General features: G+C 58.3%; 20 protein-coding genes. 8 read left to right on the top strand and 12 right to left on the bottom strand.

What is annotated here, in order from left to right:
- Window positions 1-11: 11 nt before the first annotated feature.
- The 4 genes from acnA to WA411_RS03710 all read right to left on the bottom strand — a co-directional run bounded on the left by acnA (window position 12) and on the right by WA411_RS03710 (window position 7,128).
- Window positions 12-2,774, bottom strand: a complete 2,763-nt coding sequence (gene acnA / locus WA411_RS03725; RefSeq protein WP_291904583.1) for an aconitate hydratase AcnA — start codon at window positions 2,772-2,774, stop codon at window positions 12-14.
- Window positions 2,775-3,034: 260 nt separating this feature from the next.
- Window positions 3,035-4,555, bottom strand: coding sequence for a methyl-accepting chemotaxis protein (locus tag WA411_RS03720; RefSeq protein WP_291904585.1), 1,521 nt, complete (start codon window positions 4,553-4,555; stop codon window positions 3,035-3,037).
- A complete protein-coding gene (locus tag WA411_RS03715) occupies window positions 4,552-5,133 on the bottom strand; it encodes an SCO family protein (RefSeq protein ID WP_291904587.1) in 582 nt (193 codons plus the stop codon). Before WA411_RS03715 ends, WA411_RS03720 begins: the two co-directional genes overlap by 4 nt.
- 171 nt (window positions 5,134-5,304) lie before the next feature.
- Window positions 5,305-7,128 (bottom strand): ABC transporter ATP-binding protein, encoded by a 1,824-nt coding sequence (locus WA411_RS03710; protein ID WP_209399586.1) that lies wholly within the window; start codon window positions 7,126-7,128, stop codon window positions 5,305-5,307.
- A 144-nt stretch (window positions 7,129-7,272) separates the two neighbouring features.
- Between WA411_RS03710 and WA411_RS03705 the strand changes: the two genes are divergently transcribed.
- On the top strand, window positions 7,273-8,727 hold the full coding sequence (locus WA411_RS03705; RefSeq protein WP_291904590.1) for a hypothetical protein: 1,455 nt from the start codon (window positions 7,273-7,275) through the stop codon (window positions 8,725-8,727).
- Window positions 8,728-8,745: 18 nt separating this feature from the next.
- Here WA411_RS03705 and WA411_RS03700 read toward each other — a convergent pair whose 3' ends face one another.
- On the bottom strand, window positions 8,746-10,194 hold the full coding sequence (locus WA411_RS03700) for a rhomboid family intramembrane serine protease (protein ID WP_291904592.1): 1,449 nt from the start codon (window positions 10,192-10,194) through the stop codon (window positions 8,746-8,748).
- Window positions 10,195-10,518: 324 nt separating this feature from the next.
- Between WA411_RS03700 and WA411_RS03695 the strand changes: the two genes are divergently transcribed.
- Window positions 10,519-10,959, top strand: a complete 441-nt coding sequence (locus WA411_RS03695) for an OmpA family protein (RefSeq protein ID WP_291904594.1) — start codon at window positions 10,519-10,521, stop codon at window positions 10,957-10,959.
- Between the two features lie 83 nt (window positions 10,960-11,042).
- Here WA411_RS03695 and WA411_RS03690 read toward each other — a convergent pair whose 3' ends face one another.
- From WA411_RS03690 to WA411_RS03670, 5 genes are all read right to left on the bottom strand, one after another.
- On the bottom strand, window positions 11,043-11,444 hold the full coding sequence (locus WA411_RS03690) for an MAPEG family protein (RefSeq protein WP_291904595.1): 402 nt from the start codon (window positions 11,442-11,444) through the stop codon (window positions 11,043-11,045).
- Between the two features lie 2 nt (window positions 11,445-11,446).
- Window positions 11,447-11,689, bottom strand: a complete 243-nt coding sequence (locus WA411_RS03685) for a GlsB/YeaQ/YmgE family stress response membrane protein (RefSeq protein ID WP_069182235.1) — start codon at window positions 11,687-11,689, stop codon at window positions 11,447-11,449.
- A 95-nt stretch (window positions 11,690-11,784) separates the two neighbouring features.
- Window positions 11,785-12,483, bottom strand: coding sequence for a lysophospholipid acyltransferase family protein (locus WA411_RS03680; protein WP_291904597.1), 699 nt, complete (start codon window positions 12,481-12,483; stop codon window positions 11,785-11,787).
- Window positions 12,484-12,531: 48 nt separating this feature from the next.
- A complete protein-coding gene (locus tag WA411_RS03675; RefSeq protein ID WP_069182237.1) occupies window positions 12,532-13,122 on the bottom strand; it encodes a class GN sortase in 591 nt (196 codons plus the stop codon).
- The gene (locus WA411_RS03670; RefSeq protein WP_291904600.1) at window positions 13,119-15,233 is read right to left on the bottom strand and encodes a marine proteobacterial sortase target protein; all 2,115 of its coding nucleotides are present in this window, start codon (window positions 15,231-15,233) and stop codon (window positions 13,119-13,121) included. The genes WA411_RS03675 and WA411_RS03670 overlap by 4 nt, the downstream gene beginning before the upstream one ends.
- A gap of 193 nt (window positions 15,234-15,426) precedes the next feature.
- Here WA411_RS03670 and pdsR point away from each other — a divergent pair, with 193 nt between their 5' ends.
- The 3 genes from pdsR to WA411_RS03655 are packed head-to-tail and all read left to right on the top strand — an operon-like array spanning window position 15,427 to window position 19,488.
- Complete coding sequence (pdsR, locus tag WA411_RS03665; RefSeq protein WP_069182239.1) at window positions 15,427-16,128, top strand: proteobacterial dedicated sortase system response regulator; 702 nt, start codon at window positions 15,427-15,429, stop codon at window positions 16,126-16,128.
- Between the two features lie 3 nt (window positions 16,129-16,131).
- Window positions 16,132-18,162: an ATP-binding protein gene (locus WA411_RS03660; protein WP_291904603.1), complete on the top strand. Its 2,031-nt coding sequence runs from the start codon at window positions 16,132-16,134 to the stop codon at window positions 18,160-18,162.
- An 18-nt stretch (window positions 18,163-18,180) separates the two neighbouring features.
- Entirely contained in the window at window positions 18,181-19,488 is a 1,308-nt protein-coding gene (locus tag WA411_RS03655) for a DUF3422 family protein (RefSeq protein ID WP_069182241.1), read from the top strand.
- On the opposite strand, the gene WA411_RS03650 is transcribed toward WA411_RS03655, so the two are convergent.
- Window positions 19,489-20,280, bottom strand: coding sequence for an ATP-binding protein (locus tag WA411_RS03650; protein ID WP_291904606.1), 792 nt, complete (start codon window positions 20,278-20,280; stop codon window positions 19,489-19,491).
- Window positions 20,281-20,363: 83 nt separating this feature from the next.
- Here WA411_RS03650 and WA411_RS03645 point away from each other — a divergent pair, with 83 nt between their 5' ends.
- The 3 genes from WA411_RS03645 to cysK all read left to right on the top strand — a co-directional run bounded on the left by WA411_RS03645 (window position 20,364) and on the right by cysK (window position 24,806).
- Window positions 20,364-20,807, top strand: coding sequence for a methylglyoxal synthase (locus WA411_RS03645; protein WP_104321209.1), 444 nt, complete (start codon window positions 20,364-20,366; stop codon window positions 20,805-20,807).
- Between the two features lie 106 nt (window positions 20,808-20,913).
- A complete protein-coding gene (locus WA411_RS03640; RefSeq protein ID WP_291904610.1) occupies window positions 20,914-23,790 on the top strand; it encodes a transporter substrate-binding domain-containing diguanylate cyclase in 2,877 nt (958 codons plus the stop codon).
- Window positions 23,791-23,834: 44 nt separating this feature from the next.
- Window positions 23,835-24,806, top strand: coding sequence for a cysteine synthase A (gene cysK, locus WA411_RS03635; RefSeq protein WP_069182244.1), 972 nt, complete (start codon window positions 23,835-23,837; stop codon window positions 24,804-24,806).
- Window positions 24,807-24,845: 39 nt separating this feature from the next.
- Here cysK and WA411_RS03630 read toward each other — a convergent pair whose 3' ends face one another.
- Entirely contained in the window at window positions 24,846-26,156 is a 1,311-nt protein-coding gene (locus tag WA411_RS03630; protein WP_291904613.1) for a glycerophosphodiester phosphodiesterase family protein, read from the bottom strand.
- Window positions 26,157-26,247: the final 91 nt, after the last annotated feature.

Raw genomic sequence — 26,247 nt, 5'->3', positions numbered from 1 at the left:
GCCCTGTCCATTCAGGCAGTGCGCAGCATTTCCCGCACCACGTAATGGAGAATGCCACCGTGCTTGAAGTAAACGGCTTCATTGGCGGTATCGATCCGTGATTTCAGCTCACAGGTCTCGGTGGAACCGTCCTTGTATTTCACCGTCATGGTCAGCGTCTGGCCCGGCTTGATCTCGCCAGACAGGCCTTCGATGCTGATGGTTTCTTCACCGGTGAGCTTCAGGCTCTTGCGATCGGTGCCTTCCGGGAACTGCAGCGGCATCACGCCCATGCCGATCAGGTTGGAGCGGTGGATACGCTCGTAGGATTCGGCCACCACAGCTTTTACACCCAGCAGACGGGTGCCCTTGGCCGCCCAATCCCGGCTGGAGCCGGTGCCGTATTCCTTGCCGGCAATGACTACCAGCGGCGTGCCCTGCTCATGGTATTTCATGGCGGCATCGTAGATGGCCATCTGTTCACCCGTGGGCACGAACTTGGTGAAGCCGCCTTCCACGCCGTCGAGCATTTCGTTCCTGATACGCACGTTGGCAAAAGTGCCGCGCATCATCACCTCATGGTTACCCCGGCGGGACCCATAGGAGTTGAAGTCTTTCGGCTCAACGCCGTGCTCCTGCAGGTATTTGCCGGCAGGGGTGTCCGCCTTGAAGGAACCGGCCGGTGAGATGTGGTCGGTAGTCACCGAGTCGCCCAGCAGTGCCAGTATGTTGGCATCTTTGATATCGTCGATCGCGTCCGGTTCTTCCTTGAGCCCTTCGAAGAACGGCGGATGCTGGATATAGGTGGACTTGTCGGACCACTCGTACACCTTGCTTTCCGGCACCTTGATGGACTTCCAGGTGTCATCACCGTCGAAGACCTCCGCGTACTCCTTGCGGAACATGTCAGTTTTCACCTTCTCCACGGCTTCCGCGATTTCCTGCTGGCTGGGCCAGAGGTCTTTCAGGTACACCGGGTTGCCATCCTTGTCGTTGCCCAACGGATCTTTTGAGAGATCCAGGCGCACGTTGCCTGCCAGCGCATAGGCAACCACCAGGGGCGGCGATGCCAGCCAGTTGGTTTTCACCAGCGGATGCACCCGGCCTTCAAAGTTACGGTTACCCGAAAGGACAGAAGCGACCGTTAGATCACCATCTGCGATGGCTTTCTCTACCTCTTCGGGCAGCGGACCCGAGTTACCGATGCAGGTAGTGCAGCCGTAACCCACCAGGTTGAAGCCAAGCTTGTCGAGATCGTCCTGGAAACCACCGACCCGCAAATAATCGGTGACCACCTTAGAGCCCGGCGCCAGGGAAGTCTTGACCCAGGGCTTAGTGCTCAGTCCCTTCTCGACGGCTTTCTGGGCAATCAGGCCCGCGGCCATCATCACGCTCGGGTTGGAGGTGTTGGTGCAAGATGTAATTGCGGCAATCACCACCGCGCCAGGATCCAGCCGGGACTTCTCGCCGTTCATATTGAGCGGTTGGCTGGACGGATGCTCAAAGTAGGCGCTCTGCGCGCCAACAGCCGTACCGCCACCCTCAGATTCGAGCTTGCTCTCACGAACTTCCGCCGGCCCTTCGGCAGTTTCCATCAGCAGCTCAAAGGACGACTTCATGTTCTGGAGGGCAACCCTGTCCTGCGGCCGCTTGGGCCCTGCAAGGCTGGCCTCGACATCGCCCATATCGAGTTCCAGGCTGTCGGTGTATACCGGCTCATGGCCAGGCTCACGCCAGAGTCCCTGAGCCTTAGCGTAGGCTTCCACCAGCTCCAGCTGCTCTTCCTCGCGGCCGGTCAGGCGCATGTAGTTGATGGTCTGCTCGTCCACCGGGAAGAAACCGCAGGTAGCGCCGTATTCCGGCGCCATGTTGGCAATGGTGGCCCGATCCGCCACTGGCATATCTTTCAGGCCATCACCGTAGAATTCCACGAACTTGCCGACCACACCTTTCTTGCGCAGCATCTCGGTGACCGTAAGCACGAGGTCCGTCGCGGTAATGCCTTCACGGAGCTTGCCGGTAATCTTGAAGCCCACCACCTCGGGGATCAGCATCGAGACCGGCTGGCCCAGCATGGCGGCTTCCGCTTCAATACCGCCGACACCCCAGCCAAGAATGCCCAGGCCGTTGATCATGGTGGTGTGAGAGTCGGTACCGACCAGGGTGTCCGGATAGGCGATGGTCTTGCCGTCCTGATCCTTCTGCCAGACGGTCTTACCCAGATACTCCAGGTTCACCTGATGGCAGATACCGGTGCCCGGCGGCACCACACGGAAATTGTCGAACGCTTGCTGACCCCAGCGCAGGAATTCGTAGCGCTCCTGGTTGCGCTCCATCTCGATGGTGACGTTGTCTTTGAACGCTGATGGATCACCAAACTTGTCCACCATCACCGAGTGGTCGATGACCAGATCCACGGGCGACAGCGGATTGATCATGGCCGGATCCTTTCCGGCAGACTTGACCGCCTCTCGCATGGCCGCCAGATCAACCACCCCGGGTACACCGGTGAAATCCTGCATCAACACACGGGCGGGACGGAACTGGATCTCGGTGTCGGAACGGCGGTCTTTCAGCCACTGGACCATGGCATCAATGTGGCTTCGATCAACAGTGGAGTCGTCCTCATTGCGCAGCAGGTTCTCCATTAACACTTTCAGCGAGAACGGCAAACGATTGAGGTCCCCGAGGGTGTCTGCAGCCTTGGGCAGGCTGTAGTAATGAAAGGTTTTACCGCCAGCATTAAGGCTGGAAAGGGTATTCAGGCTGTCTTTGCTGAGACTTTCGTTCGACATGTGGTGCCTCCTTTTTCGTCGTTATCCGCGTATTCCGGAAGGCTCTTTCGAAGCCCTTTCAGCAACGCATCGACCGGGAAAACGATCAAGAACCCGTCCATAGCCTGATGAAAGGACTCCACAGCGTGAAGTCACCTTTAACTATTGCAGCAATTAACGAGAGTTCAACCGCGAGCCAATGAATGTTCGGCATCATTACGGTGAATATCAGACCAACGTCGGAGAGCCCGGGGACTCTCCAACGTCAGCCTTTGGAAAGGTTAGATGCGATAAAGCTTGACCAGTTCATCGAGTTTTTCGGTGACTGACTCAAGCTCCGTGGCCATGGTCCTGACCCGCTCGGCCTCCGACACCACAACGTTGTTGCGGGTAGCAACGGAATGAATACTCTCGTTGATCTGGAGTGACGTGGCCGCCTGTTCTTCCGAGGACGAGGCAATCTGGTAATTCATTCGGGACACTTCGCTGATGGCAGCTTCCACCTCGCGCATGGCCTCGCCGGTTTCCCGCATGGCCCGTGTGGATTCTGCAGAACGGGTGCGACCCATCTGCATGGAAGCCTTGGTGGCTTCGGAGATGTCGCTCAGCTCGCCGATGGTTGCCCGAATCTGGTCCGTAAATTCCTGGGTGCGGAGGGACAGCGCCCTCACCTCATCTGCCACCACGGAAAAACCACGTCCATGCTCGCCGGCCCGCGCTGCCTCAATGGCGGCGTTCAGCGCCAGCAAGTTGGTCTGCTCGGAGATCGCATTGATGGAGCCGACGACAGAGGAAATGGACTCGATCTTCTCGCTCAGCTCATCCACCCGGTTTGCGCTGCTCTCGAGGGCCTCATCGGTGGACTCCGTGAGTTTCGACGCATTGGCCATGGCCTCGCCGCCCCTGGTGGCTGCCCCTGACGCATTACTGGCCGCGTCGGACGCCAGCTGCGCATTACTGGCCACTTCCTGAATACTGGCCGACATCTCGTTGGTCGCTGTGGCCGCCTGGTCAGTCTGGACCTGCTGCTCACTGGCAATTGTGGTGGTGGTGTCGCTCACGCTGGTCAGATCATCCGCGTTTGACCGGAGTTGGCCAGACAGCTCCCTGAGCTTGACGATCAACTCAACAAACCGCTCCAGCATGTTGTTGAAGGACGTGGCAGTTACACTCTTGTCCCCCTCATCGAGTCGGGCCGTCAGATCATGGTTGCTGTCAAATCCCCGGACAATCTCGATGATCTGTATCGACTGTTTTTGCTCCGCACCCATCCGAATCGCAAAGAACACAAGGATCGACGCCTCAAATACCACGAAGGCGGCGTGAAGGAACGCAATTGACCAGCTGCAATCGTAGTTAAAGATCATCAATGCCATGTCGCCGAGGGAGGCACCGCCGAGCTGAAGCGCAGTCAGCAAAAGGTGGTGAACGGCGATGGTACTTGCTGCAACAATCACCGGGAGCCAGTCCCTGTAGATAATCACCAGGGCAAGGGCAGCAAAAATATGGAAATGCATTTCGATTCGACCCATCTGGGCCTGGATCATGATGGCGGAGAACAACATCAGGCAGACCGCATACAGGCAGGACAAAGCCCGCGTACCCCGCATGATCCCGTAGCCCGCAGCTGCGAGCCCTCCGACCAGCAGAGACGCCACCAGTGCAAAGGTTGTTGTGCCATAGCCCATGGGCACGAACAGACCCACTACAGGAATATGTGCCAGAAGAAGAACCAGCATCTGAAGGTCGGTGCGTTCCCGGATTTCAGTTTCATAGGACTGACTGCGTGCCGCTGTCGTCATGTCGAGCTCTCACTTTTATTGTTAAGCAAACGGCGAAGGTCCTGTTCAACCCGTTCAAGATTCAGATCCGGTGTGGTGTACACCAGTCTCCTGCGAAAATCGGCTGTCACCACGTGCAGGGCTGCACTGTGGGTAATCGGGTTTTCCAGACCATGGCTCTTGGCAGCAAAGCCGTTATAAGCTGAAGCCAGTTTCTGGGCAGCGTTGAAGCTCTCGGGCCGGTAAGCCCTGAACGCCTCCCCCATACTTTTAACCATGTGTCGCAACGCATCCTCAGTGTCGGTTTCGGGATCCAGAGTGACGAACAGGAACTCGACTTTCTCGCCTTTCAGACGCTCACCAAGCTCCATTAGATTGACGCTTTGAACCGGGCAAACGGTTCCACACTTTTGGTAGCCGAAAAAGACGATGGCGAGCCCGTCCTCGGGAGGCCGGTAGTCACCAATGGCGGTTCCGGACTCATCGATCGCCATGCCATAAAAACCACTGTTATCAAGCAAATACGGCATGACAGGAAGTGCCGCTACCAAAAGAAACGCCGCACTGAAAAGCAGAATGGTTGAGGTTTTTTTGCGCACAAAGATTGCTCGTCGAAAACCGGATCAGATTCCGTTAGAAACCTTTACCCCGAATTTAGTTGCATTACTCAGACTATTAGCAGAGACAGCCTGACGTTGCTAACCAATACGGTCGCCGAATGCGACAGATCAATTTTTGTTGTAAGAGAGAGTAACGTTTGGAGGGTAAGCCTACATTTGCCGTTCGCCATACAGCTGCGCATACAGCCCTTCTCTGGCAATGAGCTCATCGTGATGCCCTTCCTCGATGATACGGCCGTCCTCGAAAACACAGGCACGATCTGCCTGTTTAACGGCGCTCAGTCGATGGGCAATGATCAGGGTAGTGCGCTGCTTCAGGAACGCTTCCAGGTCGCGATGGAGCTGGAATTCGGTTTCCGCATCCAGTGCTGACGTGGCTTCATCCAGGATCACCACTGAGGGGTCAGACAGGATCATCCGGGCAATGGCCAACCGTTGGCGCTGCCCGCCCGAGAGGCGGACCCCCTGACGGCCGATCACCGTATCAAGCTGATCATGCATGGCCGCAACCGTGGCATCCAATTGGGCAATGCGCAGGGCCTCCCACAGCTCGGCGTCGGGCTTCTCCCGCCCCAGGGTCAGATTCTGGCGAACGGTATCGTTGAACAGCGCCGGGTGCTGGAGCACGGTCGCCACATGCTCACGCAGGCACGGCAGGCCGATACGCTGAACCGGCACGCCATCAATCAGCACCTCACCCTGTTGGGGCGTATACATGCCGAGGATCACCTGTATCAGGGTCGATTTGCCGCCGCCACTGGCACCCACCAGAGCCACCTTCTCGCCCGGTGCCAACTCCAGATTGATGCCCCGCAGGACCTCTTCTTCCCCGTAGGCAAAGTGGATATTCCGCAGGGTCAGTCCCACGGTGTGACGGTCTCGGAAGGGGTTCTCAAGCGCCGGATAGCGTGGCTCTTCTTTCAGATCCAGCAATCGGTTAATCCGTGCCAGGGCCGCATTGGCGGCAAACCAGGCATACTGCATGTTCAGCATTTCCTGAACCGGCGTCAGCATGAACCAGAGGTAGCCGAAAATGGCGAACATCATGCCGATGCTCAGGTCGCTGAACAGCACGGTCACCATGGCAGCAGCCCGGAAGGCATCAACGCCAAACTGGAACAGAGCAAAACTGGCCCGGCTGGCGGCGTCGCTGCGCCATTCGAACTGTATGGCATGATCCCGAACATTGCGGGCCCGGTCGATCAACTGGCGCAGGTAGTGTTTTTCCCGGTTGGCCGCCCGCAACTGGTGAATGGCATCGAGGGTTTCAGTGAGGTCGCCCTGGAACTCCTCGTAAGCGCTGTTCTCCCGGCGCTTCAGTTCCTTGACCCGCTTGCCGATCAAAATCGTGGCGAAGATCACCAGCGGGTTGAACAGCAGAATCAGCAGGGCCAACTGCCAGTGAACCCAGAGCAGTACCAGGGCGGTGCCGAATACCGTGAGACTGGCCACCAGAAACCGGCTAATGGTGGTGCCCAGAAACTGGTCAACGGTATCCAGATCGGTAATAAAGTGGCTACTGATCCCGCCGGAGCCACGGGTTTCGTACTCCGACATGGCCACGCGCTGCAACCGCCCGAGCAACCGGGAGCGGATACGGAACACCACATCCTTGGAGACCTTGGAAAACTCCCGGGACTGCAATACATTGAACGACAGTGCCGCCACCCGGAGCAGAAACGCCGCCAGAACCATCAGCCCGATATAAACCACCGGTGTTTCCCAGCTGCCCGGCAGTATCGAATCCATAACGGGCAACACCGGGCCGGGTTCATCGAGCAACACTTCATCCACCAGAACCGGAAGCAGCAGGGGCACCGGCACACTCATGACGGTGGCCATGATCGCCAGCAGATTGGCGCGCACCAGCCTGGGCTTGTGCTTGAGCGCAAGCCCGAAGATATCCCGCCAAGTATACGGCTGTCGGGCTTCACGGGTGTCGATACCGGTTACGCTGCTTTGGGGGTGTTCCAAATAACCTCCGGAAAATGAAATCTGCCCGGTTGGATACGCCCGGGAACTGACAATAGTCTACCTGTTAACTGGTTTGCTGCGATCAAAACCGACATCTGTCATCATGAGCCAACGATTTTCTGATGGACCAGGACACAAGCACCTGTGAAACACGATTGCCACTACCATCCCGGCGACCCCGCAAAATGGCACTGCGGCGAGTGCCAGATCCACTACTGCAGCCGCTGCATGCCCGACGCCGACACTCGCCAGCGCCGCGCGCTGTGCCCGCACTGCAGCAAGGCCATGCGATACCTGGGCGCCGCCACCGAAGTGGTTCCGTTCTGGCAGCGACTCGGCGCGTTCTTTCGCTATCCGTTCCATACCGATCCGCTGATCGTCATCGCCATTTGTACCCTGGTGCCGGTCTTTGCACCTGCCAACCTCATCGGCATCCTGATCTGGCTGGTGCTGGCGCTTGCGCTCTTCAAATACACCTATGCGGTAATTAACCACACCGCCGAAGGTCACCTGAAACCGCCCGCCGTGTCCGTGGCCTTCACCGGCAGCGGGTTTGATATTGTCATCCTGCAGCTACTGGTGTTCGTGTTGATGGGCGGGCTGGTCGGCGCTGCCGCCATGCTCGGCGGCCCGATCCTGATGCTGTTGGCGCTGGCGTTTGTCATTCTGGCATTGCCGGCAAGCATCATGGTGCTGGCCATGGAGCGCTCAGTGGGCGCGGCGGTGAACCCAATGAATCTGGCGGTGCTGATCTCGCGAATCGGCACCCCCTATTTCCTGCTCTATGGCTATCTGATCCTGCTTACCCTCGCCTCTGGCGCGGCCCAGGACTTCGCCGTCAATCACTTTCCTTTCTGGGTGGCCCAGCCCCTCGCCGGTTTCCTGAACAGTACCTTCACCCTGATCCTGTTCCACATGCTGGGCTACCTGTTGTTCCAGTACCAGGAAGAGCTGGGATTTGCCTCGGACATTCAAGACGAAATTTCTGGGCAGGACACCCACCAGCGTGACCGAACTGCCCGTTTCGATGCCGATATCGACATGAACCTGAAAGACGGCAACTACGACCGGGTGCAGAGCATGTTGAAGGAAGCACTGAAGCGGGATCGGGACAACGCACTGAGAATCGGCCAGTTGTACCAGCTCCTGACGGCCCGTCAGGACACCGACGAACTCTACCGGTACCACCCACGCATCCTGGGCTGGCTGGCCGACCGCAATGACGGAGAAGGCATCGCCGGTGTGCTGAACACGCTTCAGCAAGCAGAACCCGGCTTTAAACTGGAGGATCCGGATCTCTCGGTACGCTGCGCCCGGGCCCTGTACCACCGGGGCCAGTTCAAGCCGGCCTTGCGGGTACTGCAGGATTTCCACAAGCGATTCCCGGACAGCGAACAACTGGCTCCCGCCTACCTCCTGGTGGCCCAGACCCTCGCCAACGGATTATCCCAGTGGGAAAAGGCGACGGCTTTCCTGACGTTTATTCAGAAGAAGTGCGTGAACCATCCGCTGCATGAGCAGATTACGGTGTATCTGGAGCAGGCTAAGAATCAAGAGCCATTGAAGGGACCGAAAGCAACGTTTTCTGTCCAGGACTGACGCAGGGTGTGGGAGGGGCTAGCCGGCCTGAAGAAGTTGGCGATAATGACGAGCTTTGGGCGCCATCTGCCGCTTTTCGAACTCTTCCGCCAGCAACCGACAGGCCTCAGTGGTCAACATATCATCGCCGGTGCTTTTCAGCCGCTCAAAGGCTTTCTCGGCAGCTTTCAAATCGTGCTGCTTCAGGCTGGTAAACAACACCCGGTTATGGTCCTCCGCCGCTAACGGCTGATAGCTCTCCCCCTTGCCCAGGTATTCCTGCCAGATAGCAAGCATCTGCTCCGGCTGTCGGCGGCTGAGGGCATCGTTCATAAGCTCTTTGGCCCGATCCCGGTACTCTGGTAGATCCGGCCGGAGCTTGGCCAAGTGGTATAGATGTTCCAGCAGAATATGGCGTTCCGGGTAATGCTCGCGCAGCGCCTCGAATTGCCGTCTCGCCAGATCGAACTCCATCCGGCCCAGGCTGGCCATAGCCTGGGCGTAACCACTGGTGAACCGGGCGTCCTGCTCTTCCTCTTCCGGCTCAAAGAACTCTTCGCGCACCTGCAACCAGCTCTTGCCGAGCAGCCAGACGAGTCCTGCGCCAGCAATAAGGCCGCCGGCATGTGCCATGTAGGCGATACCGGTGGCACCCGCGTACCAGTAATCGTAGATTTCCTTGCCCACCCATACGGGCAGCAGGGCGATGGCGGGGGCCCGGAAGTAATTGAAATAGACACCCAGAAAATAGAAGAAACGGATTTTCTGCAGCCCGTAGATGGCCACATACATACCCATGAGGCCAGAGATCGAACCGGACGCGCCCACCAATGGCACGTAGCTGCCCGCCGAGAATGCAGTAAACATCAGACCGGAGAGGGCGCCGCACACCAGATAGGCAATCAGGTACCGACCGGGCCCCAGCGCCTTCTCGACGGTAAAACCGAGCAGGAACAGGAAGATCAGGTTACCAATGATATGGCCCCAGCCGCCGTGTAGAAACTGGTAGGTAATCAGGGTGTACAGCGACAGATCCGCCGGCACCAGACCAAGCTGGTTGGCACTGAGTTTCTGGAGATAGTCCTGCTCGATGATGCTGCGTTGTTCCTGCCAGTGCGCCCGCTCCGCCGGTGCCCAGATGACATCGCGATTCTGCAGGAGGTACTGGTAGAACTCCCGATCCATCATCAGGTTGATGGCCAGCCAGAAATTTTCGTTCTCTTCCCGGAGTTGCTGGAACTGCTGGAGCTCGTAGACCCGGCTCTCCTCGCCCTGGAACTGGATTTGCCGCTGCAGGTAGTCCTCGTACGCAGGTGCCTCCAGCTCGTGAAGATCGGCGGACAGGTATTGTTCAACGGCCTGTTCGAGTTTGCGGCTGTCACCGCCCTGATAGAACAGGAAAACCAGCAGGCAGGCCATGATCAGGCCAAGGGTCACCCACGGCGGGCGTTTCCAGTTGATGGCGTTTTCAGCGGGGATAATCAGCATGGGCGGTCACAATTCATCACAATCTGTCCCTGAAACTCTGCTTTTTTACCACAGCCCGGCCTTCTTTTCGCGCTCAAATGGAATCCAGCGCGAAGGTCGTAACGGGTCAATCCCGGAAATGTGGCACACCCCACAGAGTCGGCAAAGCCCGTGACACTGGCACGGCTGTCATTCGGATGTCACACAAATGACATTAAATCGGTTTCATCGAGAGAGTGGACCGGGCCACATATCGACCTTTCGCCAATTGCCGTTGTTCCTGCTCCAGCCAATAGTGATCAGGAATAACAAGAAAAACCAGACACCGAACCAAGGATTTTTCAGATGACCGTACTCGTATTGGATAACCCGGAGCTGATAGCCAATGCCGCGATAGCTGCCGGCTTTACCACGGCCAACTTTGAAGCCGGAACCAGGCGCCCCCACCGCATGAAGTTCCATTACGGCTTTAACAAACACGCCCTGGGCAGCGACGACGTCGCTTTCCTGCGACAGCACGCAAGCTACCTCAGGAACCATCCTGCCATCTCCATCAGAATTCACGGCCACTCCGACAACTTCGGTTCGGAAGACTACAATCGGTTTCTTTCACGACTGCGCGCCAATGCGGTCGCCCGGTTCCTGATGCAGGAAGGTGTGGCTGAATCCCGGATTTTCATGAGTCACTGGGGCTCAACCCGACCTCTGGCAACGCCGGAAGACCGGGCAGCCAATCGCCGCGTGGAACTCGAATACCTGACTATGGATGTGGCCCGAGCACTCTGAACTGGCATTATGGAAACCAGTTTGCAGTAAAAAGGGGGCCAGGCCCCCTCTTTGTTCACTTCTTTGACTTATCCTAGCCCTGCTCAGCCATAGACCTGCCAGACATTCCACAGCAGCAACAAAGCAGCCACCAGAATCGACAGCCAGGTCATCAGAATGCCTATCATCCGGGCCCAATGGGTGCCGCCTCGCCCGTTGATCATACCGAAGGCATGGAGGATACGGCCAACCACAAGCGCCATGCCTGTCCAGTAAATCAGCCCGCTGGCAACGCCATTGAGTTCTGCGATGGCGAGCATGATCAGACCAATCGGCGCATACTCCACCAGATTGGCGTGGGCCCTTACCGCCGCCTCGAAATCCCGGTCATCGGTTACACCCAGGCCCTTCTTGTACTTCAGACGAAACTTGACGACCTGAGCCGACAACACCAGCAAAAGAATGCCGATAACGGCGGCAAACACTCCGGTTACGGGTACGATCATGCTCAGGCCTTCTTGATTGCACTAACAATAGCGAGAAGTAACACTGCGCCGACCGTCGCCGTTACCAGCTCACCGACAGCACCCTGGGCCGCCAGACCCAGAAGACGGAAAACAAAACCGCCGACAAACGAGCCAACAATACCAATACCGATGTTGGCCAGAACGCCGAAGCCACGGCCTTTCATGATCAGACCAGCCAACCAACCGGCTACACCGCCAATAATCAGAAACAGAATCAGATTCATCTCTTGCCTCTCCCTGAGGGTCGTTGAACGAAACGATCAGTCCCGCAAGACTGCCCTGTTTACCGAAGTGCTTCAAGCACTTCCAGACGAGGCAATTACAATGTGGCAATCGTCTCCAACATTTTACGGTGGCAACGTTCGATCAGTTCCGGAATATCGTCAACCGTAAGACCCTCGGTTTCGATGGGTGGCAGGATCCGAATGGCGACCGGCTCACGGCGGCCAGTCCAGCCGATGGCTTTGTCGGCATATTCCTGGACACAGACCATTGTGATGGGCGCCCCGGATGCCACGGCCGCGTGAAATGCGCCTTTCTTGAACTTTTGCAGTCCCCGCCCCCTGCTGCGGGTGCCTTCGGGGAACACCCAAAGGCTTTTGCGATCCCGAGCAATGGCACTGCTGGTGGCCTTCATAACCGCAATGGCCTTGTGGGAGCGCCCGCGGTTGAGGATAACGTTGCCGCCGAGCCAGAACACCTGGCCAAAGAAAGGCACCCAAACCAATGACGATTTACCAACCGTGACGGTGCGCGGCGGCAACAGGTCGCCCAAAACAAACAGATCGTCATTGTGCTGGTGATTGGCAATGACGACGGTGGGCCGGTCCTGCGGCATATTTTCCCAGCCTTCCAAAGGCCGCTCCATACCCAGGACTGCACGCCCGAAACGAGCCACAACCCACGCAAGATAACGGTTGTTATCCGGATTGAAGGGCCTTGCCGCGTAGAACACCAGCGCGAACAGGCAGATGATCGGCACGCTCAGCCAAGCCAGCAGTTTTCTGATAATACCCATGCAACCAAACTCTGCAGCACAATTTTGGCGCACAAGTGTACGCCAACTCTATATTCCGGCAACAGTGTCAATTTGTTCCGTTTGTTTACCCCTTGCCGAGGCCCTGACGACGTACCGCAGTGGCCCCCCGGCGTCGACACTGTCGAACGGGTAACAGGTCACCAGTAGAAGCGTCCCCTCCGGCAAACTTTGGGTATCGATAAGCTCTGAACGGCTGTCGACCACCCGGGCCCCTTCCACCAGGTAGCTTTGCCAACGACCATCCCGGGCCTGCAGACGCACTTCATTGCCGGTTTCCAGCGCTTTCAGACTCCGAAAATGGGTATCCCGGTGCCCCGCAATGATCACGGCTCCGCCGGTATTGTCTCCGCCGGTCAACCGACCTGGCCCGAAGGCGAGGCTTTCGCCATGGGTATCGGCCAGCACAATCATGGAATCGTTCAGCTCCGGAATAGCCAGTCGACCGACCGGCCAGGTGTCTGCCCAGGGCCAGGGCCGCGATTCCGTCTGGCGGGCCTGGCTTTCCGCCCAGGCAACCTCTAGCAATTCCTGGGCAATCACCGCCTTTAGGGGAATCCATAACCCGAATACCAACAAGGTAGCAGAGCTGGTCAACAACAGGAGCAGGAGCCTGGTCATGCGAATGCCCTCCTCTGCAGCAGCACGAGCGCCAGGCAAAACATCAGACCGACCACACCAAGCGCGATCAGCAACGGCGCCGACGTTGCCGTCTGTGGGTAGCGCAGCATGCCGGCCTGGCTTCCCGCTGGCAGGAGGGTGGGCAGATTATCCGAGACCATCGGCGTTTCTGTGCTGCGGGCCGGTGTGGAATCCACGGCGACAAAACTGGTATAGGCAGACATCAGTCCGTGCTTGACCGCCAGCCCGGTAATGCCGGCCCTGTCTGGCTCCCGGCCCGCCACCTTCGCCTCATCCTCCAGACTGTCGATCTTCTCTCTGGCCCAATGCCGATGAAGCCCGGTTGCGGAGGCAGCCTGTTGCAGATCCAGTGTCCTGTTCCAGTCCTGGCCACCTGGCAGGCGCCCCGACACCTTCAATTCCCCCATGGCCGGGACGCCCCGGACCACATGAATCAGGGGTTCGCCCTGGAACAGATCCCCCGGGCGTGCCGGGAAGGCCTCCCTGCCGGTTTCCTGGCCGGGCCAATTGACCCGGATATCCGTCAGAACCGGCGACTCCATGGCTGAAAACAGGGCCTGCAGAGGTCCGTCTACATCGGAAGGCGACTGGATCGCCGTATAGGTCCCCCGACCCCAGCGGGCGGCCTCACGCATGAAATGCCGGTTGGGCGCAGAGCCAATAGCCACGGTAAACAACCGCTGGCTGCCCAGCTGCTCGCGAATCTGCCGAAACAGCGCAGCCTCATTGCCCACTGCGCCATCGGTGATGAAAATCACCTGACGCACGCGCGCTCCCGCTTCAGTCTCCACCCCACTGTCCAGCGCCCTGGACAGGGCCGACGCCATTTCCGTTCCGCCATCAGCCCGAAGGCGATCCACGTACTGACGGGCTCGGGCAAGATTATTGCCGGTGGCCACTTCCGGCTGCATGAACAGGGAGTGCGTCTGGCTGTTGAACTGGATCACGTTGAAACGGTCCCGTGGTGTCAGTGTGTCCAGCCCCGCCTGAAGCGCACTTCGGGCCTGTCGGATCGACTCCCCCGCCATGGAACCGGAGGTGTCGATTACAAACACCAGATCCCGCGGCAGCACCATTGAACCGTTATCACCCGGCACCAGCATGGCCATCAAATAGTCCTCCCCCTGCCAGGACTGATGAAAGACCGCTGCGGAGGGTTCCAGCCCGGCAACCGGGCGCCACCGCACCACAAAATCGCGGTTCATAAGGATTTCGCCACCTTCGGGACTAACACTGAAGGTCTGGCCATCCTGGCGGCTAGCGAGACGGTGCGACGGACTGGAAACGCTCTCCAGCGGCAGCCCGGAATCAATCACCAGTTCAATGGAGGCACGATGGCTGTCTGTCGCCACATCGGTCGGGTTAACGTTAAACGGGCTGATCGCACTGGCATCCGGCACCTCGGTCGTGGGCAGCGCCCACCCACCTTGCCACTGATCCGGTGCCTTGCTGACCGGCCGTCCCGGCATGTATCGGGGCGTCAGCGTGGTGGGAACCGTGAGTTCGAACACCCCGGCCTGATACTGCACCGGCTGCTGGTATTTCAGCTCCACCGATACCGTCTCCCCCGGCGGGATATTGGCTACCCGGGCGGTAAACAGGTTCGGACGCTGCTGCTCCACATTCGCCGCATGCTGCCCGGCCTGTTTTGCCTTCTCATAGGTCTTACGCGCCGTTTCCTTCGGCTGCACCTTGCCCTCGATGGTCCGCTCCCCCACTTTCATGGTCAGGCCGTAGACGCTGGCCTTCTCCGGCAACGGGAACACGAACACGCCTTCCCGCCACTGGTTGCTGGTATTGCGGAAACTGCGAAGCAACCGGATGTCGGCAATCAGCCCGCTAACTTGTATGTCGAATTCACTGTCCAGCACCAGCGCCGGCTCCTGCCACTGCCCCTGACCATCAACAAAGTGCAGCTGGCCGACATTGTCTGCCTCGTTCGCGTCTGCATAGAGTGGGTGGACAAACAGCATCAACATGACTGCCAGCCAGAGACTCACACCTTCCATGAGACGTTTTAGCCGGAAGCGCTGGCGCTGTGAAACAGCGGCTGTTGAGTAAAGCCTGAGAGGAGAACAGGAAATAATCATGAGAGAATCCTTGTGACTGCATGACTGTGCGAAACATCGCCATTCCAGCAATCCGGAAAGGAACTCCCATGGCAGATTGCGACAAACCGCCCTCAAAAAATGATGAATTGTGGCAACAATGCCCTTCGAACTTGTTATCACCCTCTGCCGTGTTTAAATAGGCACACATCGGCAACGGGAAGCAGCCGCCACCATGAAAAAACACGTTGTACTGATCGAAGACGAACCCGCCATCCGCGACAACTACCGCGCCGCGTTCGAGCGCCGTGGCTACCGTGTAAGCGCCCATGGCGACCGGTCATCTGCGTGGCAGGTTCTGCGTCAGTCATTGCCCGATCTGGCGATTATCGACGTCGGTCTGGGCGATGAACCGGAAGGTGGGTTCGCCCTGTGCCAGGATCTGCGGTCACTGTCCCAGACCCTGCCCATCATCTTCCTCACTGCCAGGGACAGCGACATCGACTCTGTCCACGGCCTGCGTCTTGGCGCCGACGACTATGTCACCAAAGACATGAGCCTGGACCACCTGCTGGCACGGGTGACCGCCCTGCTCAGACGTGCCGATGCCTGGGCCGAAGCCCTGCAGAAGCCGGATGAAGTACTCCAGCGAGGCAAACTCACGCTCAACGTGGATCGCATGACCGTCGCCTGGAATGAGACGCCCATCGATTTGACCGTCACCGAATTCTGGATGCTGCACTCCCTGGTACAGCACCCGGGCCATGTGCGCAGTCGCGAGCAGTTGATGGAAGCCGCCAGCACAGTACTGGACGACAATACCGTCACCTCTCACATCAAACGTATCCGCCGCAAGTTCCTGCAACTGGATGAGACCTTCGATGGCATCCAGACCGCCTACGGCATGGGTTATCGCTGGAATGCCCGTGAGGTCTGAACCTTGAGTCTCAAACGACAGCTGTTCGTCGCCAGCCTGCTGATGCTGCTAATCCCCTGGGCAGGTCTGCAGTTCGTTCTGGAATTGGACGACGCGCTCCGACAGCAGGCCCGGCTGCAATTGCAGGCCCAGGCCGAGAGGCTGGCGGAAACCGCCGGCGATCAAATCATTGGTGCAACCGTCATCACACCCGAGGAGTCAGCCATCTATGTTGAGCCGCTAACGGGTAGCCTGAATCTGGATGGTTATGGTGCTGACTGGCCGGGCTTTGACGAAGAAAATCAGGACAGAAACTGGCAAGGCCAAACCCGCAGCCAAACCGGAGAGCACTCTCTTCAATGGCAGGCCATGACCGACCGGCGGCACCTGTTCCTGCTGATCCGCGTTAACCAGCGACAACCGGTGTTCTTCAACCCGGGCAGCCCAGACCAGGCCCATGATCGTCTCAGGCTGTGGCTGGAGCCAGCTCCGGGCAACCTGACTCCCGGTGCGCAACGGACATCCTGGCTGCTGCGCACGCCGGCTCCGGGTCAGCTGTATGGTCTGGAAGAAGCCAGCCAACAGCCGGACTACCGTATTTCCGGATTCATGCAACAAACCGGCAGCGGCTGGCAACTAGAGCTGAAGTTACCCATGCCTGCAAACCGCAGCCGCCTGGGTTTTGCGGCATTGTGGGGAAATGGCCAGGAAGCCGGCGTTTCTACGCCGGTCGATCCGCTGCCGATTCTGGTCAGTCGCAATCTGGCCCTTGAGCGCCAACTGGAACCGCAGTTAAACCAGGGCCAGCGGGTACGCCTGGTTGAACCGGCGGGCTGGGTGATCGCACGGCAGCATTCGGACACTGCGTCGCAAGCGCCGGATTTCGACAGCCTGAGCCCGTTGCAGGTGGTCGAGCAGATCAGTCTCAACGCCCTCCGGGGCCTGGTGCGCCTCTACCAGCCGGAGCCCACCGCCATTGAAACCGGCACAAACCGTGTGGCTATCGAGGCTCTCCCGGAGGAAGGCCTCGTTCGACACGAGGATGACAGCGTCTGGCTGCTAACCACGAGGGAGGTTTTCGGTGGTCGCACGCTGATCCTTGAACAGTCACTGGACCAGCTCCTGACTCTTTCCGGCTCTGCCCTGGGCTCGGTCATCGCCCGTAGCACACTGATCATTGTTGCTCTAACGCTGGTTCTGCTCGGCTACGCCAGCTGGCTGTCATGGCGAATTACTCGCCTGCAGCGCGCTGTCAGCGCCAGCATTGACGAAGATGGCCGGATTACCGGCCGGGTGCCGGATGCCCGAAGCAACGATGAATTGGGCCAACTGCAGCGGCACTTCAGCCTGATGGTGGACCGGCTCCACGGCTACAACCGCTACCTGGAGAGCTTCTCGAGGCGACTGTCCCATGAGCTGAAAACCCCTGTCGCGGTGGTTCGTTCCTCGCTGGAAAACCTCAGCCACAGCGACTCGGAAGAAGAACGCAGGCAGTACATTGAACGGGCTGCTTCAGCCACCGAGCGCCTTCGGCAGATACTCCACGGCATGAGCGAAGCCGCGCGGCTTGAGCAGAGCCTGGACCATGCGGATAAAGAACAGTTTGATCTGGCCGCAGTGGCCGCCGAAGCCACGGCCGCCTACCAGGCACTTGATCCCAGCCATCAGATTCGCTATTCGGGGCCCGATGCGGGCTGCATGATCACCGGCTCTCCGGAACTCATGGTGCAGCTTCTCGACAAACTGGTGGACAACGCCCGTGATTTCACACCGCAGGATGGCCTGATCGAGGTAGGTCTGGACTCAAGTTCAGAAGGCCTGCGCCTATCCGTTTTCAACCAGGGCTCGGCGCTGCCAGAAGACACCACAACGGACATTTTCAGCCCGTTTGTCTCGATGCGGGAGGGCCAGGAACAGGGCCACCTGGGGCAGGGTTTGCTGATCGTGAGTCTAATTGCCGACTACCATGGTGCCCGGGTGGAAGCCCGCAACCGCACCCAAGGTGGCATTGACGGCGTGAGCTTCCGGGTTATTATCCCTGCCATCCATTCTTGAAAACAGGAACTGCCCGCCGTGAGCGCACGCCTGGACTCCCTCGATATTCACCCGCTCAGGAACGATCTCTACAACGAGCTCCATTCGCGGCCGTTCCAGGTGTTGCCGACACCGGCGCGGGTCACCCAGATGGCGGTGCTGACCACGCCCGAGCAGCGGGAACAGCAATTCCGGCATCTGCAGGAGCTTCATCGGCTGATGGGGCACCCGGTGCCCGAAAAAGAAGTGGGCTGCTTCGAGCACACCTTTGGTTCTTTGCGGGTTCGGCGCGAGATGCACATGGAGTTTGCGTCCTACACCTTCATCAATCTGGACGCGGGCGATGAAGCACCATTTACCGAGACGGGTATTACGCCGCTGCCGGCAGGTTGGCTGGAACAGCTGACCGGCACAGTGATTGCTGCCTTCCATCTGGAAGTCCGGCCCGCCGCTGATGGCACCGAGGGCGACCTGGATTATGTCCGCAAGCACTTCGAAGGCATGCGACTGGTCGGCTCCAGCCCCCAGGAAGGCGCCGCCCGCGTGTGGGGCACCTTCCGGCTGCACAGTGACGGCTTTGGCCGCTTTATGGTGATGAACCACCACATGTCAGACAGCCAACTGGGTCGTCTTACCCAGCGCCTGATGGAAATTGAAACCTACCGCCTGATGTCGCTGCTGGCGCTACCGGTTGCCCGGGAAATCACGCCATCCCTGAACGATATGGACGAGAAACTGGCAGTGATTACCCGATCACTGGCCGAAAACGAAACGGTGGATGAAGAAAAGCTCCTGGCCCAGCTGACCAACATCGCGGCCCGTATCGAGGCCTTCCGAGCCCACTCCACGTTCCGGTTTTCCGCCACCAGAGCTTACCATCAGCTGGTACTGACCCGCCTGGAAGAACTGCGGGAAGACGAACTTTCAGGCCACCTGACCCTGACCGAATTCATGACCCGCCGGCTGACACCGGCGGTGAAAACCTGCGAGGCGGTCAGTGAGCGGCTGGAAGATCTGTCACGCCGGATCGACCGGGCGTCAGACATGATGCGCACCCGGGTGGAACTGGCCATTCAGAGCCAGAACCAGCAACTGCTCAGCTCCATGGACCGGCGCTCCAAAATTCAGCTGATGATGCAGCACACGGTGGAAGGTTTCTCCGTGGTAGCCATTACCTATTACCTGATTGGCCTGCTGAAATTCGGGCTGGATTCGGTTTATGAAGCTGGCGTGGCCTTCAACAAAACCTTGGTTCTCGGCATCGCCATTCCGGTGGTGATGACCCTGGTGTTTCTCGGGGTTCGTGTGGTCCACCACCACTTCATCAAGATGGCAAAACGGCAGTAGCTACTTCAGTTTGCCCAGCTCCCGCTCGCCGGCAAACTGCCGGTAGAACTGCTGGGCCGTTCGGCCGTTGCGCACGCCCTTGGCGGTGGCGAAGCGAATGGCCTCCCGGTGCAGGCCTTCACGGTCATCAAATTGCGGGAAAAGTGCATCCACGGCCTGTAGGAAGACGTCCTGCGAGAAGGCATAGAATGATAGCTGCAGACCGAAGCGGTCCGCCAGCGAGACCTGCTCTTCGATGGCCTCCGCCGGGTGCAGCTCCCCGTCCCGCATCTCGCTCTTGAGGTTGTCAGACATGAACTCCGGCATCAGGTGCCGGCGGTTGGAGGTGGCATATACCCGCACGTTCTCCGGCGGCAGTTCCAGGGAACCCTCAAGCACACTTTTCAGGGCCTTATAGCTGGACTCGCCCACGTCGAACGACAGATCGTCGCAGAAAATCACGAATCGGAACGGCAGATCGCAAATGTCGTCAACAATCTCTGGCAGATTGACCAGATCGTCCTTGTCCACCTCAATCATCCGGAGCCCGCGCTCCTTATATCGATTCAGCAATGCCTTGATCAGGGACGACTTACCCGTGCCCCGGGAGCCCCAGAGCAAGGCGTTGTTGGAGGGTTCACCAGCAAGAAAGCGCTCGGTATTGCGGGCCAGGGCTTGTTGTTGCCGGTCGATACCCTTCAGGTCCTGCCATTGCACCGGATCGAGTCGGCGGATGGCACGAAGCCCTGAACGATGGCGACGCCAGACCGCCGCCGGAGTGGATTGCCAGTCAAAGGGTGCATTCGCAGACATAAACCTCTTTCCTATTCCGTCGCGGGTCAGGCTGTGAAACACTGACCCTGAAAAAACCTTGATAACAGGAGACTTTACCCCAAATGGCCGTAAAATCCGTCGCTTTGGTGGCACACGACAACAAGAAAAAGGAGCTGGTGGACTGGGTTGCCGAAAACCGCACCCGCTTTGCCCCACTAAAACTCTACGCCACCGGCACCACCGGACGGCTGCTACGGGACAACCTGGAGCGGGATGACATCCATTGCCTGCTCAGTGGACCCCTGGGCGGCGACCAGCAAATCGGCGCAAAAATTGCCGAGGGCGAAATCGACCTGCTGGTGTTCTTCTGGGATCCACTCGAACCCCAACCCCACGACCCGGATATCAAGGCCCTGCTGCGGATTGCCGCGCTGTGGAACATCCCGGTGGCCTGCAACCGGGCAACGGCCGAATTCATTCTGACCTCAGCCTACATGACCGACGACCAGCACCAGCCGAAAAAGCCCGACTTCTCCGATTACACCGGTCGCTCGGTCAGCGCCTGAATAATGTTCAAACGGGCCGCTTACAGCTACACTAAAAAAGAAGCTGTAAAGGAACGCCGGCCTGCCGATGAAAACTCGCGCGACTCACAAAAATAGCGGATGCTGGATGGTGGCCGCTGCATTTCTCTGGGGCTTTTATCTTTTGCTGACAGCCCCATTGGCGTTTTCCGAGCAGCCCGACGAGACCATTACCGTCGGTATCGTTGGCGACAACAAACCCTACTCGTTCGATGATGGCCCCGGCGCCTCCGGCTTTTCTGTGGATGTTCTCAGGGAAGTGGCCCGACAGTCGGGCCTGAACTTCCGGTTCCGGGCCGGTAGCTGGCCGGAGATCTACGATGCGTTTCTACGGGGTGAGCTGGATGTTATTGATGGCATTTCATTCAGTGCCGAGCGCTCCGAACAGATTCGGTTCACCGAACCCTACCATCTTCGCCAGACTTATCTCATGCACAATAGCCAGGAGCCGGTGGGCCAGTTCAGCTCGCTATCGGACCTCGAAAACATGCGGATAGGCGTGGTGCGCGATGTCTATTACCGTGACTCTCTTGAGGAACACGGGCTATCCATTACCGGCTACGATTCTGTCCGCAGCATGATTCGTGCCCTCGCGTTTGGCTGGGTTGATGTCATTATTGGCCCGAGACTAACCCTTCAATATTATGCCAACCAGGCTGGCTTCGGTTTTCTCGAGATCATCGGAACCGCTCCACTGGGAGATCTGGCAACCGAGGACTTTCGCATTGGCGTACTCAAAACCAATGAGGATCTTTACCAGAAAATTGCCCTGGGCCTGGAACAGATTCCGGAAGAGCGTATTAACGAGCTGCTCAACCGTTGGCGGGAGCTGGGCGGCAATAACCTTGCCAATGGCGTCAGCTTTAGCCTGACTCGGGAGCAGCGCGAGTTTATCGCCGAGACCGGCCCTGTTCGCGTTGGCCTGATGCGGGACTACGCGCCCTACAGCTTCGAAAGCGCGACCCGGATTCACGGGTTGAGCGTTGATGTGCTGAGCCGAATATCAGATCTGACCGGTTTGCAGATCATCCCTGTCGAAGGCCAATGGATCGAACTGTTCCCGCTGTTCAGAGAGGGTGAAATCGATGTGCTGGCCAATATGTCGTACCGTCCGGAGCGCGAGGCGTTTACCCGCTTTACACAGCCCTATCACACGATTCCCAACGTTGCGTTTACCCGTGATCCGGCTTTACGTATCGACAGCCTGGAAGACTTGAAGACCCAGCGAGTAGCCTTCGGGTCAGGCATTTACTACGAAGAACCAGTGCGCAACGCATTGGGTGACAATGTCCGAACTTTTACAACCCAGGCCACCATGTTCCAGGCACTGGCCAGGGATGAGGTGGATGTAGTCCTCGCGGCTCTCCCCAACGGCAACTTCTGGGTCCGTGAGATTGGCATACCGGGTGTGCGAATCGCGGGTGAACTGGTCATCGATGGCCAGAGCGGGGAGGATCTCAGATTCGGAGTCAGGCCCGGCCTGTCGCCGCTGGTCGATATTCTGGACGAAGCACTGGCAGCAATCACCCCGGAAGAGATGCGTGCAATCGAAACCCGATGGTTGGGGGCCAGCGTCGATCCGGAAGTAGAAGCAACTGCCGAAGTAACTTTAAATGCGGCAGAGCTGGCGTGGCTGGAGGCCCGCAACTATGAAATCAAAACCTGTATCGATCCGGATCGGTTCCCTCTTGAAGGCCTCAATGCCGAAGGAAGGCACGAGGGGTTGTCAGCTGAAGTGGTGCGTTTGTTTTCCAAACGAACGCCCATTCAATTCGAACTGGTTCGTACCGAGAGCTGGACAGAATCCATTCTCAGCATCAAGAGAGGCGAGTGCGATATCTTCACGATGGCAATGCAAACGCCAGAGCGGTTGGATTACCTGAACTTCACCGACCCTTACCTTGAGGTGCCCACGGTTGTCCTCAGCCGAATTGAGGCTCCCTTTATCGAACGGGTTGGCGATCTCCGAGGGCAGAGGATTGGCATTGTTGAGGGTTACGCCTTCGAAGAACTTCTGCAAAGCCGCTATCCCTCATTGAACCTGGTTGAAGTGGCCAACGAGCAGGCTGGTCTACGGAAACTGCAGAACGACGATTTATATGGGTACGTTACAACACTTGCCACAGCCAGTTATTACATGCAGGAACTTGGCCTTGCCGATTTGAAAGTCATCGGCCGTATTCCGGCAGACTGGTCACTGTCGGTGGCAACTCGCAAAGAAGAGCCAGTGGTTTTTGGCATCATGCAAAAGCTGGTATCCAGCCTGACTTCCGAAGAACGGCAGAATCTTGAAAGGCAATGGCGCAATATTCGAATTGAGGAACCGGTGGATTACACGCTGATCTGGCGTTTATCCATCGCCGCGATACTCATAGCCGGCCTTCTTGTCTTCTGGAACCGAAAACTCGGTCGGCTAAACAGGGATCTGTCCCACGCCAACGAAACCCTCGCCCGGCTGAGCGTTACCGACGACCTGACCAAGCTGGGCAACCGAAGCTATTTCGACCAGGAATTCCGCAAGAGTTTCCAATGGTGCCAGCGCCACGGTTCGGGCTTTGCTGTCGCGATGGTGGACGCCGACCATTTCAAGATGATCAACGATAATTACGGCCACGAGACGGGGGATGTCTGCCTGCAAACACTGGCTGGCCTGATGCGTGAACACTTCCGCCGGGAAACCGACAGGCTCTCCCGCTTCGGTGGTGAAGAGTTTGTTATTTTTGCCAGCTACGAAGACAGGAACGAGATCAGGAATCGCCTCGAGACTTTCCGCAAGGCCGTACAGAAAAGCTGCTCGGTGTGCGGCGAACACGAAGTCAACCTGACCATCAGCATTGGCCTCGCCACGGGCATTCCCGGACCCGACGACTCGCCAGCGGAATTTCTGCGGCAGGCTGACCAGGCGCTCTATCAGGCCAAACAGAATGGCCGCAACCGCCTCGAAGCTCGTTCGGTGGGCTCCTGAGTGGTGCTAGACTAGAATAAAAACAAAGCTACAAGGAGAACACCATGGCACGCATTTACGAGGACAACTCCCTGTCCATCGGCAACACCCCGTTGGTCAGACTGAACCGCGTCAACGATGGCGCCACCATCTGGGCCAAGATCGAGGGCCGCAACCCGGCCTATTCGGTCAAATGCCGGATTGGCTCAGCCATGATCTGGGACGCCGAAAAACGCGGCACCCTGAAACCCGGTATGACCATCGTGGAGCCCACCAGTGGAAACACGGGCATCGCCCTGGCCTACGTGGCAGCCGCCAGGGGCTATAAACTGATCCTGACCATGCCCGCTTCCATGAGCCTGGAGCGTCGCAAGGTACTCAAAGCACTCGGTGCAGAGCTGGTACTGACCGAACCAGCCAAAGGTATGCCGGGCGCCATCGCCAAGGCTGAAGAAATCTTTGCCAGCGATCCAGACAATCATTTTCTGCCTCAGCAGTTCCAGAACCCGGCCAATCCCCGAATTCACGAGGACACCACCGGCCCGGAAATCTGGAACGACACGGACGGTGAGGTCGATGTCTTTGTGGCCGGGGTTGGCACTGGCGGCACACTGACCGGTGTTTCCCGCTACATCAAAGGCACCAAGGGCAAGAAAATTGCCACCATTGCCGTCGAACCCGCCGACTCGCCCGTGATTACGCAGGTGATGAACGGTGAGGACCCCAAACCATCCCCTCACAAGATTCAGGGCATCGGGGCTGGCTTCGTACCCAAGAACCTGGACCTGGAAATGGTCGATCAGGTGGAGACTGTCACCAATGAAGACGCCATGGACATGGCCCATCGACTGATGCAGGAAGAGGGCATTCTCTGCGGCATTTCCTGCGGCGCGGCGGTGGTGGCTGCAGTTCGAATCAGCAAGCAGCCGGAATACCAGGGTAAGAATATTGTGGTGGTGCTGCCGGATACGGCGGAGCGTTACCTGTCTTCGGCACTGTTCGCCGACCGGTTTGGTGAACTGGAAAACGTTCAATAGTTGTGAAAAGGCGCAGCATGTTGCTGCGCCTGTTTAGCCTCAATGCCTGCCCAGCCCCATGCAGTTGGCATAGAACGTAGTGGTAGCTGGCCAGTCCGAGAAGATACCAATCACCCCCACTTCACGGGCCAGAACATCAATCACGGTCAGCATATCGCCGTCGTTGTTAATGGCATCAGTCACTGTCTGGTAATACCAGCCACCGCCGTTTTCCAGCGGGCCGCTGCGCTCAACCGTCCAGGCGATCAGGTCCAGACCCGCGGTACGGGCATTTTCGGCGTACTCCGACGGAACAATCTCACCATAGCTATCAAGCGTCAGCATCTTCCAGAGGGCCGGAGCGAGGATATTCACGCCCTGTGCCTTCAGTCTCTCCATGTTGGCCAGCGAGGTGTTTTCCGGCGTAGGGACCGACTGATCAAGGAACACCGCCTGCCGGCCAAACCGGGGCGTCTCGTTTACCCAGAACAGCACATCGTCCAGATTGAATGACTGGGGCCATACATCCCTCGGCCGGACGCCCGCATCGAGGTAATCCTCGATCATCTGGCGGGCATAGTCCTGCTGGCTATAGTCACCCTCAAACGGCATATCCACCACCGGGGTTTTCAGCTCCGGGGTGAACTTGACGCCCAGAGCCTTGAAAAGCTCGATGCTCTCTTTATGGGTCATCAACGTGCCACGGCTGGCATAGAGGTCTGTACGCCAATCGGCCGTGCCAGCCAGATACTCCTCCGGCGTGGTTGCCATGGGGTTATAGGCGTCCATCTTGCCCTTCAGGGACTTGAACTCTGCGAGGGTAATATCACTGGTGCGGCACTCGGCACGGGCCGGTGTGCCCGATGCCAGATCGGCTGGTACAAACGGCTGGGTGCACTTGGCGTTCAGCTCCGGGACCGCGACGATGTTCGTTGTGGTGTGCAGGTCGTTCTGGGCGTGCCGGCAAACCAGTTCACGGTCCTTGGTGAATGCCACATCACACTCCACAATGCCTGCGCCCATCTGCGCTGCGGCAACGTAAGACTCCTTGGTGTGCTCGGGAAACTGCAGAGGGGCGCCACGGTGGCCGATAGAAAAATCCGAGCGCTTTAGATGGCGGGTATTGCAGGACTGCAGGCGCTCCTTCAAGGGGCCCTCATCCATATTATCGACCAGCCAGAACGGCCGAGGCCCCAGGTGGATCGGCTGCTTGTCCGCCGCGCGCTTATGCCAGGATTGGGCAGGCACATCTTTCCAGTCGTCCAGACCGGGCGGCACCCAGGATTCAGGATGGGACTTACCCGGCGCGGCCTGCGCCACAGAGAGGGCGGCCGAGCAGAGCGACAGCCCGAGGATCGTGCGTAACTTCATAACCAGCTCCTTGTGAAATGAATGATACTGCATCACCAGTGTTCACAAGGAGGGTTACGACGGTAAGACGTTTCCGTGAAGGCGGCGTGAT

It is taken from the genome of Marinobacter sp. CH_CUG1437-1 (assembly GCF_037029655.1).
GTDB lineage: Bacteria > Pseudomonadota > Gammaproteobacteria > Pseudomonadales > Oleiphilaceae > Marinobacter > Marinobacter salsuginis.
Note: the sequence above shows the minus strand (reverse complement) of the source record. Positions and strands in the feature narration are given on the sequence as shown.